The organism is Xanthobacter autotrophicus (assembly GCF_029991245.1).
Classification (GTDB): domain Bacteria; phylum Pseudomonadota; class Alphaproteobacteria; order Rhizobiales; family Xanthobacteraceae; genus Xanthobacter; species Xanthobacter autotrophicus_C.
Genome location: NZ_JAIVFO010000042.1, coordinates 20,440 through 31,791, shown reverse-complemented (window position 1 = coordinate 31,791; position 11,352 = coordinate 20,440). Strand labels below are relative to the sequence as shown.

13 protein-coding genes are annotated in these 11,352 nt (G+C 68.5%); 6 read left to right on the top strand and 7 right to left on the bottom strand.

Annotated features, from left to right (window positions below; all coding sequences use genetic code 11):
* Positions 1-285: 285 nt before the first annotated feature.
* The 6 genes from K9U41_RS09590 (at position 286) to K9U41_RS09565 (ending at position 4,416) form a co-directional block, all read left to right on the top strand.
* Positions 286-846: a NifU family protein gene (locus K9U41_RS09590; protein WP_282640610.1), complete on the top strand. Its 561-nt coding sequence runs from the start codon at positions 286-288 to the stop codon at positions 844-846.
* Positions 847-947: 101 nt separating this feature from the next.
* Complete coding sequence (tsaB, locus tag K9U41_RS09585; RefSeq protein ID WP_282640609.1) at positions 948-1,631, top strand: tRNA (adenosine(37)-N6)-threonylcarbamoyltransferase complex dimerization subunit type 1 TsaB; 684 nt, start codon at positions 948-950, stop codon at positions 1,629-1,631.
* On the top strand, positions 1,628-2,104 hold the full coding sequence (locus K9U41_RS09580) for a GNAT family N-acetyltransferase (protein ID WP_282640608.1): 477 nt from the start codon (positions 1,628-1,630) through the stop codon (positions 2,102-2,104). Before tsaB ends, K9U41_RS09580 begins: the two co-directional genes overlap by 4 nt.
* A 91-nt stretch (positions 2,105-2,195) precedes the next feature.
* On the top strand, positions 2,196-2,615 hold the full coding sequence (locus tag K9U41_RS09575; protein ID WP_282640615.1) for a Fur family transcriptional regulator: 420 nt from the start codon (positions 2,196-2,198) through the stop codon (positions 2,613-2,615).
* A gap of 107 nt (positions 2,616-2,722) precedes the next feature.
* Positions 2,723-3,553 (top strand): lysophospholipid acyltransferase family protein, encoded by an 831-nt coding sequence (locus tag K9U41_RS09570; protein WP_432715767.1) that lies wholly within the window; start codon positions 2,723-2,725, stop codon positions 3,551-3,553.
* Positions 3,550-4,416 (top strand): SDR family oxidoreductase, encoded by an 867-nt coding sequence (locus tag K9U41_RS09565; protein WP_282640606.1) that lies wholly within the window; start codon positions 3,550-3,552, stop codon positions 4,414-4,416. Before K9U41_RS09570 ends, K9U41_RS09565 begins: the two co-directional genes overlap by 4 nt.
* A gap of 91 nt (positions 4,417-4,507) precedes the next feature.
* On the opposite strand, the gene trmB is transcribed toward K9U41_RS09565, so the two are convergent.
* The 7 genes from trmB to K9U41_RS09530 all read right to left on the bottom strand — a co-directional run bounded on the left by trmB (position 4,508) and on the right by K9U41_RS09530 (position 11,347).
* Positions 4,508-5,203, bottom strand: a complete 696-nt coding sequence (gene trmB, locus K9U41_RS09560; protein ID WP_432715764.1) for a tRNA (guanine(46)-N(7))-methyltransferase TrmB — start codon at positions 5,201-5,203, stop codon at positions 4,508-4,510.
* Positions 5,204-5,323: 120 nt separating this feature from the next.
* Positions 5,324-6,517 carry a methionine adenosyltransferase gene (gene metK, locus K9U41_RS09555; RefSeq protein ID WP_282640604.1) on the bottom strand — a complete coding sequence of 398 codons (1,194 nt, stop codon included), beginning with the start codon at positions 6,515-6,517 and terminating at the stop codon, positions 5,324-5,326.
* A gap of 108 nt (positions 6,518-6,625) precedes the next feature.
* Complete coding sequence (locus K9U41_RS09550) at positions 6,626-7,039, bottom strand: helix-turn-helix domain-containing protein (protein WP_138400726.1); 414 nt, start codon at positions 7,037-7,039, stop codon at positions 6,626-6,628.
* 99 nt (positions 7,040-7,138) lie between these two features.
* Positions 7,139-8,731, bottom strand: a complete 1,593-nt coding sequence (gene lnt / locus K9U41_RS09545) for an apolipoprotein N-acyltransferase (RefSeq protein ID WP_432715766.1) — start codon at positions 8,729-8,731, stop codon at positions 7,139-7,141.
* Positions 8,732-8,770: 39 nt separating this feature from the next.
* Complete coding sequence (locus K9U41_RS09540; RefSeq protein WP_282640602.1) at positions 8,771-9,745, bottom strand: hemolysin family protein; 975 nt, start codon at positions 9,743-9,745, stop codon at positions 8,771-8,773.
* 23 nt (positions 9,746-9,768) lie between these two features.
* On the bottom strand, positions 9,769-10,299 hold the full coding sequence (gene ybeY, locus K9U41_RS09535; RefSeq protein WP_282640601.1) for an rRNA maturation RNase YbeY: 531 nt from the start codon (positions 10,297-10,299) through the stop codon (positions 9,769-9,771).
* Positions 10,300-10,303: 4 nt separating this feature from the next.
* Entirely contained in the window at positions 10,304-11,347 is a 1,044-nt protein-coding gene (locus tag K9U41_RS09530; protein ID WP_282640614.1) for a PhoH family protein, read from the bottom strand.
* Positions 11,348-11,352 lie beyond the last annotated feature (5 nt).

The window sequence follows — 11,352 nt, the reverse complement described above, 5'->3', positions numbered from 1 at the left end:
CTCCCCAACCCTCCCCGCAAGCGGGAGAGGGGGCCGACCATGCTTGTTTTCGGAAGACCGGGGCACAATCGGATAAGGGACCGCGGCTCCACCCCCGCAGAACAGACCCGCAACCGGTCGCCTCATGCGATTCGCGCCCTATCCGTTCCCGCCGCGTTCCCCACGTCCGCCGGCCTGTGTCAATTCGGGACCTTTCCCGAGGCGCCCTTTCCGTTTCACGCCCGACCTCCTATCTTCAAGGAAACGCGCGGCCCCGCCCGCAGCTTTTCTTTTGAGGATTGAGCCATGTTCATTCAGACGGAAACCACGCCGAACCCGGCCACCCTGAAGTTCCTGCCCGGCCGTTCGGTGCTGGGTGAAGGCACGCTCGACCTGCGCTCCCATGACGATGCGGACCTTTCCCCCCTCGCCCAGCGCCTGTTCGACGTGCGCGGCGTGGCGGCGGTGTTCCTGGGTTCGGATTTCGTCACCGTCACCAAGGCGGAGGCGGAATGGCCGCAGATCAAGCCCGCGATCCTCGGCGCCATCATGGAACACTTCATGTCCGGCGCTCCGGTCCTGTCGGACGGGGTGAAGCCGGATGCGGCGGACGCGGACGAGTTCTACGAGGCGAAGGACGCGGAGATCGTCGCCACCATCAAGGAACTGCTCGACACGCGGGTGCGTCCGGCGGTGGCGAACGACGGCGGCGACATCACCTTCCGCGGCTTCAAGGACGGCATCGTGTTCCTCAACATGAAGGGCTCATGCTCCGGCTGCCCGTCCTCCACCGCCACCCTGAAGAACGGCATCGAGAACCTTCTCAAGCACTTCGTGCCCGAGGTTGCCGAGGTTCAGGCGGTATAAAGGTAAATAGCCGTTAACCTTTCTGTAAGGTAAGCGTTCGGGGTCGCTTCCCCTCGCCACGGTTTGGGTTGATCGTGGCGAGGAGTGGGGCACCCGGTTTCATGTTCGTCCTAGCCATAGATACGGCGCTTGCCGCCTGCTCCGCCGCGGTGCTCGACACCGAGACGGACAGCATTGTCGCCGGTGATTCGATCCTCATGGAGCGCGGCCACGCCGAGACGCTCATCCCGCTCGTGGAGCAGGTGATGGCGGCGGCGGGCCTCGATTTCGAGCATCTCTCGCGCATTGCCGTCACCATCGGGCCCGGCAGCTTCACCGGGCTGAGGGTCGGCCTTTCGGCCGCGCGCGGCTTCGGGCTCACCGCCAACCGGCCGGTGGTGGGGGTGACGACGCTGGCGGCGCTGGCCGCCCCCTATCTTGCCCAGGATGATGCGGTTCCCGTGGTCACCGCCATCGATGCCCGGCACGGCCACGTCTTTCTCCAGATGTTCGGCGTCGGTGCCCGCACCCTGATCGCCCCGCGCGTCACCAGCGTGCGGGAGGCGGCGCGCTCCGTGGCCATCGGGGCGGTGCGCCTCGTGGGCTCGGGCGCGGCCCTGGTGGCGGAGGCCTGGCCGCCGGCCGAGCAGCCGCCTTTGCTGGTGGACGAAACCCCCGCCCCGGATGTGGCCTGGGTGGCGCGGCTCGGCGCCGTGGCCGATCCGGAAGCCGCCGAGCCCCGCCCGCTCTATCTGCGCTCGCCCGACGCCAAGCCGCAGGACAAGGCGCGCGTCGCCCGCCGATGATCGGCCTCCTGGATCGCTTCTTCCCGCCCCGCCCGCCGCTGCTGCGCGATGCGGTGGCCGCCGACGTGCCGCATCTTGCCGCCATCCACGCCCGCGCCTTCGCCCGCGGCTGGGACACCGACGAGTTCGAACGCCTCTTGTCCGACCGGGCGGTGCGCGCCCATGTGGCGACGCTCGGGGTCCGCCGCCCGCCCGTGGGTTTCATCCTGTCCCATGTGGTGCCGCCGGAAGCCGAGGTGCTGACGGTCGCGGTGGTGACCGATCGGCGCCGCCGGGGCATCGGCCGGGCGCTGGTGTCCCACCATCTGGCGCGCCTCGCGGCCGAGGGGGTCGCCACCTCGTTCCTGGAGGTGGAGGAAGGCAACGGTCCTGCGCGCACCCTTTATGAGCGCCTCGGCTACCGCGAGGTGGGGCGCCGGCGGGGGTATTATGCCGGCGGCGCGGATGCCCTCCTGCTGCGGCGGGATTTTTGAGGCCCGCCCGCCCCCTTGCAGGGATCGGGCCGGGGGGCGATAAGGCGTCTGTCCCGTTGGATCGCGGAGGTCCCGCTTGAGCGGCAGCAACATGAGCGTCATCGAGGAAGCGTGCCTTGCCAAGGGCATGAGGATGACGGAGCAGCGCCGGATCATCGCCCGCGTGCTGTCCGGCGCGCAGGACCATCCTGACGTGGAGGAACTGCACCGCCGCGCCGTCGCCATCGACGACAACATCTCCATCTCCACCGTCTACCGCACGGTGAAGATGCTGGAGGATGCTGGAATCATCGAGCGCCACGATTTCGGCGACGGTCGTGCCCGCTACGAGCAGATGCCGGACGAGCACCACGACCATCTCATCGACCTGAGATCCGGCCACGTGATCGAATTCCGCTCCGAGGAGATCGAGGCGCTGCAGGAGGCCATCGCCCGCCGTCTCGGCTTCAAGCTGCGGGGCCATCGCCTTGAGCTCTACGCCGTCCCCCTCGACGAGGACGACAAGTCGTGACGCCCGCCCCCGGGCGGGCGGCCGAGGCCACGCGGCTGCCCCTCGAATTCGGCGGGCTGGAGCCCCTGGGACCCGAGCAGCCGGCGGTCTCGCGCGTTCTCGATCGCCTGAGAACGGCGGCCGTTCTGGTTCCGGTGGCATTGGTCACGCTGGTCGGCATTCCGCTGCAATGGGTGTCGCTCAAGCTGTCCCTGCCCAGCCGCCGCCGTATCCCGGTGCTGTACCACCGCATTCTCCTGAAGCTCATCGGGGTGCGGGTGAAGGTGCACGGCGCGCCGGCGGCCGACCGGCCGTTGCTCATCCTCGCCAACCATGCGTCCTGGATCGATATTCCGGTGATGGGATCGCTCACGCCGCTGGTCTTCGTGGCCAAGAGCGAGGTGGCGCGCTGGCCGCTCATCGGGCTTCTGGCCAAGTTCCAGCGCACCGTCTTCGTGGATCGCCAGCGCCGGCACGCCACCGGCGCCGTCAACCGCACCATTGCCGAGCGCCTGCAGGACGGCGACCCGGTGGTTCTGTTCGCAGAGGGCACCTCCAGCGACGGCAACCGGGTGCTGCCGTTCCGCACGGCGCTGGTGGGCGCGGTGCGCGAAGCCATTGCCGACGGCGCCGAGGTGACGGTGCAGCCCCTCGCCGTATCCTATGTGCGGCTTCAGGGCGTGCCCATGGGGCGCCTCCACCGGGCCATCGCGGCCTGGTATGGCGACATGGATCTGGCGCCGCACCTGCTGGAGGTCCTGCGCCACGGTTCCATCGACGTGGAGGTCTCCTTCGGCGAACCGGTGCGGCTCGACGAGGCCCACGACCGCAAGAGCGTCACCCGCCAGTGCGAGGAGTCCGTGCGGCTCATGTTCGCCCACGCCCTCGCCGGCCGGCCGGTGGAGACGGATGAGGACACCCCTCATGCCCCTCCGGGGCCGGCGCTCCCGGCAGCATGACGGCGCTGGCTGCACTGGGCTTCGGCTATTGCGTCCGTCACCTGGTGGCGGACGGGACGGCGCCTTTTTCCCGCATCGTGGGCACCGCCCGCACAGCGGAGCGGCTGGCCGCGCTGCCGGCCGGGGTCGCGCCCTTCCTGTTCGACGGGGAAAGCCTGTCCGCCGCCCTTGCCGGTGCCCTCGCCGGTACCGAGCTGATCATCGCATCGGCGCCCCCGGATGCCCGCGGCGATCCGGTCTTGCGTTGCGCCGGCCAGGTGCTGGAGGAGGGTCGGCTGGGGCAGGTGGTCTACCTGACCACCCTCGGCGTCTATGGCGACCATGGCGGCGGCTGGGTGGACGAGACCACTCCCCCGCGCGCCGGCAGCCCGCGCCTGGAGCGGCGCCTCGCGGCGGAACAGGAGTGGTTCGCCTTCGGGCAAAAGCGCGGCATTCCGATCTCGGTGCTGCGCCTTGCGGGCATCTACGGTCCCGGCCGCAATGCGCTGGAACAGCTCAGGGCGGGCGCGGCGCGGCGGATCGACAAGCCGGGCCAGGTGTTCAACCGCATCCACGTGGCGGACATCGCCCGGACCATCCGCGCGGTGGTGGCGCGGCGTTTCGATGGCGTCCTCAACGTCACCGACGACCTGCCCGCCCCGCCCGGCGATCCCATCGCCTATGCGGCGGAGCTTCTCGGCCTGCCGGTGCCGCCGGCGATCCCGTTCGATGAGGCGGCGCGCGACATGAGCCCCATGGCGCTGACCTTCTGGGCCGCCAACAAGCGCGTGGCCAACCACCGGCTCAAGGCCGAACTGGGTGTGAGCCTGGCCTATCCCACCTATCGCGAGGGCCTCGCGGCGCTTCCCGATACGGGCGCCTGAGGCTGTTAGGGCGTTTTCGCGCGAAGTGGATGGGTTCGCGTGAAGAAAGCGCGTCAAAACAAGACTCTAGAGCGGCCTGAGCTGGACCTGTTCAGACCCGCTCGAACGTCAGGTAGGTGGGACTGCGCCCCTCCTCCAGGGCCTTCGCCTCGTAGCGGGTGCCGGGCCAGTGCGGATAGGGCTGGCGCCAGTCGTCGGCCCGCTCCGCGGTCCAGCGGAAGGCGCCGTGGGCGCGCACCGTAGCCAGGGTCCAGCCCACATAATGGGCGACGTCGGAGGCGAAGCGGAACACGCCGCCCGGCCGGATGGCGCGGGCGAGCCGGTCGAGATTGTCCGGCCGGACGAACCGGCGCTTCCAGTGGCGGCGCTTGGGCCAGGGATCGGGATAGAACAGGTCGGTGCCGTCGAGACTCGCCTCCGGCAGGCGGTCGAGCAGCAGGGCTGCGTCCTCGCCGAACAGGCGGATGTTGGACAGTCCGGCCTTCTCCAGGTCCACCAGCATGCGCGCCATGCCGTTCAGGAACGGTTCGGCGCCGATGAAGCCCATGTCGGGCCGGCGCGCGGCGTGGGAGATGAGGTGCTCGCCGCCCCCGAAGCCGATCTCCAGCCACAGGCCGGCAATGGCGTGGGGGAACAAGGCGGCCGGGGTCCGCGCCTCGTCGAGAGCGAAGCGCGAGACGGGCAGGAGGCGCACCACGGCATCCTGCTGGGCGCCGCGCAGCGCCTTGCCCACGCGTCGGCCGTAGAAGGCGCCGTGACGTTCCGTTTCTTCGGTCATGTCCTGCATGTCATAGCGGATCCCGAACGATGCGGCGGCATCCGGGATCCCTTGGCAACGTCGCCGAGCACTCCCGTCCGGCCATCCGCGCCCAGGCTCGGGCGCGGATGGCCGGAGGCTGGAATGGTGTCAGGCCACGGCGGACTTGAGGGCGTCCACGAGGTCGGTCTTCTCCCAGGAGAAGCCGCCGTCCGCTTCCGGCGCGCGGCCGAAATGGCCATAGGCGGCCGTGCGGGCATAGATGGGCTTGGTGAGGCCCAGATGCTCGCGAATGCCGCGGGGGCGCAAATTCATCACCTCGCGCAGCACGGTCTCGAGCTTGGCCTCGTCCACCTTGCCGGTGCCGTGCAGGTCCACATAGACCGCCAGCGGATCGGACACGCCGATGGCATAGGCGAGCTGGATGGTGGCGCGTTCGGCGAGGCCGGCTGCCACCACGTTCTTGGCCAGGTAGCGCGCGGCATAGGCGGCCGAGCGGTCCACCTTGGTGGGATCCTTGCCCGAGAAGGCGCCGCCGCCGTGGGGGGCCGCACCACCGTAGGTATCCACGATGATCTTGCGCCCGGTGAGGCCGCAATCGCCGTCCGGCCCGCCGATCACGAACTTGCCCGTGGGGTTCACGTGCCAGACCGTGTCCTTGGAGATCCAACCCTCGGGCAGGGTGGCGCTGATATAGGGCTCGACGATGGACTTCACGTCGTGGGACGAGAGGTTCTCGTCCAGGTGCTGGGTGGACAGCACGATCTGGGTGACGCCCACCGGCTTGCCGTCCTCGTAGCGGACGGTGACCTGGCTCTTGGCGTCGGGGCCGAGGGCGTGGGTCTCGCCGGAATGGCGCGCTTCCGCCAGGGTCTTCAGGATCTTGTGCGCATAGAAGATGGGGGCGGGCATCAGCTCCGGCGTCTCGCGCACGGCATAGCCGAACATGATGCCCTGGTCGCCGGCGCCCTCGTCCTTGTTGCCGGCAATGTCCACGCCCTGGGCGATGTCGGCGGACTGGGCGTGCAGCAGGACGTCGATGTCCGCAGTCGCCCAGTGGAAGCCTTCCTGCTCATAGCCGATGGACTTGATGGCGAGGCGGGCGGCATGGGACAGCAGGTCGCGGGTGATGGAAGAGGGGCCGCGCGTCTCGCCCGCAATCACCACCTTGTTGGTGGTGGCAAGGGTCTCGCAGGCGACGCGAACCTGGCTCGGGTCCCAGCCTTCGACTTCGGCGGCCCGGAAGAAGGTGTCCACCACCTCGTCGGAGATGCGGTCGCAAACCTTGTCCGGATGGCCTTCGGAAACCGACTCGCTGGTGAACAGATAAGACTGACGCGCCATGTCTCCGAACCCTCTTGCGCCCGCGCCGCGTTGCGGTCCCTTCTTGTGGCAACGCGGCAGCGAGCGGTCAAGGTCGGTTGCACGAAATCGTTCGTCAAAACGAACGATTTAGGCGGGCGTCTCCGCTTCTCCGGCGATGGCAATGACCAATTCCACGATCCGCCGGCGAATCTTCGGATCGGTGATGCGCATGAAGTTGCGGGTCAGCGTCAGCCCGTCCGAAGTCGCGAGGAAGTCGGAAACGTAGGCGGGCGACTGGTCTTCAGAGAAGCCTTCTCCTTCAGGGCCGAAGGCCGGTGCGCCTTCGAAGAAGAACGCCACGGGCACACCGAGCACGGTGGAGATCTGCTGAAGGCGGCTGGCTCCGATGCGATTTGTGCCCTTTTCATATTTCTGGATTTGTTGAAAGGTAATACCCAGATGCTCGCCCAGCTTCTCCTGGCTCATGCTGACCATCATCCGCCGCATGCGGACGCGCGAGCCGACGTGCTTGTCAATAGGGTTCGGCGCCTTCTTGGCCATGGTCTCTCCGGCTATGTCGGAAAAGATTAATCATTACTTCGCGGTGCGAAGGCTGCCCTGATTGCCGGCGAACATAGGCATACAATCTACGAGCGTCGATCAACCTTTGCGTGTAATGCAACCGCCCGGAGTCGCTATCGCGAGCGCCAGCGCGGCTATCAACAGGCCGGCAAGGACTGCGAGATGGAAACGCGCCGCTATGGGAACCGTTTCCAGCGGCCGAGGCAGGGGGCCATCGACAAGGCTGGTTTCACCGAGGCGTGATCCTGCGACAATACGACCCAGAGGATCAATGATGGCAGAGATGCCCGTATTGGCTGCGCGCACCAGGGGAAGGCCTTCCTCGACCGCACGCAAACGCGCTTGCACAAAGTGCTGGTAGGGACCGGGGGTGGTTCCGAACCAGGCGTCGTTGGTGACGTTAAGGAGCCAGGTGGGGCGTGGGCCGTCCGGGATTACCTTTCCTGAAAAGATAATCTCATAACATATCAGCGGAGCGGTAAGGCCGGCGCCGGGCACGTCGAGCCCGGCCAGCGTGCTGCCCGACGAGAAGCCTCCCCTGATCCGCGTCAATTGCTCGATGCCCATGGATTCAAGGAACGACTGGAACGGCAGGTATTCGCCGAACGGTACGAGATGCACCTTGTCGGTATTGCGCAACACCCGGCCTTTCGCGTCGATGACGCGGATCGCATTGAAGAACGGTGAATGCTGGCCGGGCGGGGGCAGGTCGATGCGCACCGCCCCGGCCACCAGGGTCACGTTGGGCGGCAGCGCGGCGGCGATATCTTCCGCCGCCCAGGGCTCGCGCTCATAGATGAAGGGGAAGGACGATTCCGGCCAGATGAGGAGGGTCACGTCGGCAAGACCCGCCGGATAGGTGGGGCTGGGACGGGCGCTCAAGGCGAGGTAGTCGGCCAGGATCTCGCGCCGGCGGTCGTAGGCGAACTTCTTGTCCTGCGGCAGGTTGGGCTGCATCACCCGCAGATGAACGCCCGGCACCACGTCGAGCGGCGTGGAGGCGAGCCGCCAGCCGCCCCAGCCCGCCGCGCCCGCCAGCACCAGCGCCGCGCCGGCGACGGCGGCAAGGCTCCGCCGGCCCGGCACCAGCAGCAGCACCGGGCTCGACAGCAGCAGCAAGGCAAAAAAGGTGAGTCCCCAGATGCCCACCAGCGCGGCGCTCTGCATCAGCAGGTCCGACTGCGCGAAGGCATAGCCGAAGGTGTTCCAGGGAAAGCCGGTCAACACGTGGCCGCGCAGCCACTCCGACACGGTGAGGCCGAAGGCGAGGGCAAACAGGCGCATGCCCCCCTTCGACCACAGCAGCCGCGCCAGCATTGCGCCGAGCGCGGTGAACAGGGCGAGCCCCGTGGGCATGGCCAGCACCGCGAACGGCAGGAGCCAGCCGAACACGTCCGCCTCCACCAGGAAGGCGTCGCCGATCCACCACAGGGAGGCGAGGAAATAGCCGAAGCCGAACCACCAGCCGACGCCGGCGGCACCCCACAGGCGGCGCTCCAGCCCGCCGCGGCAGCCGTCGATGAGCAGGACGAGCACGCCGAAGCTGAGCGCCAGCACCGGCCACAGGCCGAAGGGCGGCATGGCCAGGGCGCCGATCGCCCCGGCAACGAACGCCACAAGGCGCCGGCGCCATCCGGAGAGGAAGCGCAGCGCCAGGAGGCGCCCGCGCAGCCGCGCGGTCGGGGAGGAGAGTGGAAGCACGCGGGGTCGCTACAGGTCGGATGCGCTGGATGCGGTGGCGGGCACCGACGCATTCTCCTGCGGCGGAATGACACGCAGTTTCTTCACCCGGCGCGGATCCGCCTCCAGGACTTCCACCTCGAAGCCGCCGGGCAGGGCGATCATTTCCCCCTGCTTCGGCACCCGCGAGGCCACCATGACGAGGAGGCCGCCCAGGCTGTCCACCTCCTCCATGGCCTGCTCGGAGGCGAAGGCGGGGCCGAGCACCTCCACGGCGGCCTCCAGAGGCGTGCGCGCATCGGCGAGGAAGCTGCCGTCCGGCTGGCGGATGAGAAGGGTCTCGGCCGCCTCGTCGTGCTCGTCCTCGATCTCGCCGACGATCTCCTCCACCACGTCCTCGATGGAGACGAGGCCGTCGGTGCCGCCATATTCGTCGATGACGAGGGCGAGATGGGTGCGCGCCGCCTGCATGGCGACCAGAAGGTCCACCGCCGGCATGGAGGGCGGCACATAGAGAATGCGGCGGATGAGCCCGGCATCCTCCAGCGAGCGGTCGAGGTTGACCGCGCCCAGATCGATCTTGTTGCCGGGCTGGCTGGTGAGGTCGCCGGCCACGAAGGCAATGAGATCACGGATGTGGACCATGCCCACGGGGTCGTCGAGCGTGTCGTCATAGACCACGAGGCGCGAATGGCCCACGGCCACGAACACCTTGAGCAGTTCGCCGAGCGAGACATCCTTGCGCACCGCGACGATCTCGGCGCGGGGCACCATGATGTCGCCGATGCCCACCTCCTTCAGATGAAGGATATTGCGCAGCATCTTGCGCTCGGATGGGGTGAACTCCCCTTCCTCCTCGGGCGCTTCCGCCGCGTCCAGCACCTCCACGAGGTCGGTGCGGAGCGAGCCGTGGGGGCGGAACGTGCCGAGGAGGGCACGCAATCGATCGAGAAAACTTTGCGGCTCCGCGCTGGTCTCGGTCGCTGGCTGGTCGATGTTGGACATGGCCTGATCTTCGCCTTGGAACGTCAATCCTGGGGCAGGGCATAGGGATCGTCGATCCCCAGTCCCGCGAGGATCCGCCGTTCCAGCGCCTCCATTTCCTCTGCTTCGGTTTCGTCGATGTGGTCGTAGCCCAGAAGGTGCAGCGTGCCGTGCACCACCAGATGGGCGAGGTGGTGCCCCGCCGTCTTGTCTTCTGCCCGGGCTTCGCCGGTGAGGGTTTCCAGCGCGACGATGATGTCGCCCAGCGGTTGGGGCGCGTCCACGTCGTCGGGAAGGTCCGGCTGGGGGAAGGACAGCACGTTGGTGGCCTTGTCCTTGCCGCGCCACTCCCGGTTCAGCACGCGGATACGCGCGTCGTCGGTGAGGGTGATGGCGACCTCGCAGGGCTCCGGCACCGCGTCGCCGCAGGCCGCGAGTGCCGCCCTGGCGGCACGCTCGCAGATCGCCTCGGCGTCGGGGACGGCGGCCCAGCCGTCCGCCTCCACCAGCACGTCGATGGCGATGGCGTCTTCCTCGGGAGGGACGCTTGGAGCGACAAGCTTCAGGGCGGCCATGGGCTCAGGCTCCGACCTTCCCGCCGAGGCGGGCGGACGCGGCCTCGAGCTTGGCCGCGTCGAGCTTCTCGTAGGCCGAGACGATGCGCCCGACCATTTCGTGGCGCACCACGTCCTCGGCCTTGAAGACGCAGACGCCGACCCCCTCGATGCCCTCCAGCAGCCGCACCGCCTCGGCAAGGCCGGAGATCTGGCCCTGGGGCAGGTCGGTCTGGCTGGCGTCGCCGGTGACGATCATGTGCGAGTTCTCGCCCAGGCGGGTGAGGAACATCTTCATCTGCATGGAGGTGGCGTTCTGCGCCTCGTCCAGGATCACCGCGGCGTTGGAAAGGGTGCGCCCGCGCATGAAGGCGAGCGGGGCGATCTCGATCTCGCCCGACTGCAGCGCCCGCTCCACGAAGGGGCGGTCCATGAGGTCGTAGAGCGCGTCGTAGATCGGGCGCAGGTAGGGGTCCACCTTGTCCTTCATGTCGCCGGGCAGGAAGCCGAGCCGTTCGCCCGCCTCCACCGCCGGCCGCGATAGGATGATGCGGTCCACCATGCGCCGTTCCAGCAGGTGCACCGCATAGGCCACCGCGAGCCACGTCTTGCCGGTGCCGGCGGGACCGGAGCCGAAGACGAGGGTGTGACGCTTCAGCGCTCTTATATAGGCGTCCTGCGCGGCGGTGCGCGCCCGGACCGGGCGGCGGCGCAGTTGGATCTCGTCGAACGACTGGCGGTTCTCGGCCGGATCGAAATCGAACAGGGAGCCCTGCGAGGTCACCTCGCGGATGGCGCCGTCCACGTCGCCCTGGCTGATGTCGCGGCCCTTGCGCAGGGCCTCGTAGAGGTGTTCCAGCACGGCGCGGGCCTGCTCGCAGGCATCGCGCGCGCCTTCCAGGGTCACGTGGTTGCCGCGCGAATCGGCCTTCACCCCGAGCTTGCGCTCGATGACGGCAAGGTTGCGCCCGTAGTGGCCGAACAGGAGGGTGGCGAGCCGGTTGTCGTCGAAGGCCAGCACCACATGGGCGGGGCCTTCGTCCTCGGCGCTCGCCCACGGCGGCGTCACCGCCG

Excerpts from the sequence above, each read along its gene's own strand:
- K9U41_RS09590 (WP_282640610.1), top strand. The coding sequence starts at position 286 with ATGTTCATTCAGACGGAAACCACGCCGAACCCGGCCACCCTGAAGTTC.
- tsaB (WP_282640609.1), top strand. The coding sequence starts at position 948 with ATGTTCGTCCTAGCCATAGATACGGCGCTTGCCGCCTGCTCCGCCGCG.
- K9U41_RS09580 (WP_282640608.1), top strand. The coding sequence starts at position 1,628 with ATGATCGGCCTCCTGGATCGCTTCTTCCCGCCCCGCCCGCCGCTGCTG.
- K9U41_RS09575 (WP_282640615.1), top strand. The coding sequence starts at position 2,196 with ATGAGCGTCATCGAGGAAGCGTGCCTTGCCAAGGGCATGAGGATGACG.
- K9U41_RS09565 (WP_282640606.1), top strand. The coding sequence starts at position 3,550 with ATGACGGCGCTGGCTGCACTGGGCTTCGGCTATTGCGTCCGTCACCTG.
- trmB (WP_432715764.1), bottom strand. The coding sequence starts at position 5,203 with ATGCAGGACATGACCGAAGAAACGGAACGTCACGGCGCCTTCTACGGC.
- metK (WP_282640604.1), bottom strand. The coding sequence starts at position 6,517 with ATGGCGCGTCAGTCTTATCTGTTCACCAGCGAGTCGGTTTCCGAAGGC.
- K9U41_RS09550 (WP_138400726.1), bottom strand. The coding sequence starts at position 7,039 with ATGGCCAAGAAGGCGCCGAACCCTATTGACAAGCACGTCGGCTCGCGC.
- K9U41_RS09540 (WP_282640602.1), bottom strand. The coding sequence starts at position 9,745 with ATGTCCAACATCGACCAGCCAGCGACCGAGACCAGCGCGGAGCCGCAA.
- ybeY (WP_282640601.1), bottom strand. The coding sequence starts at position 10,299 with ATGGCCGCCCTGAAGCTTGTCGCTCCAAGCGTCCCTCCCGAGGAAGAC.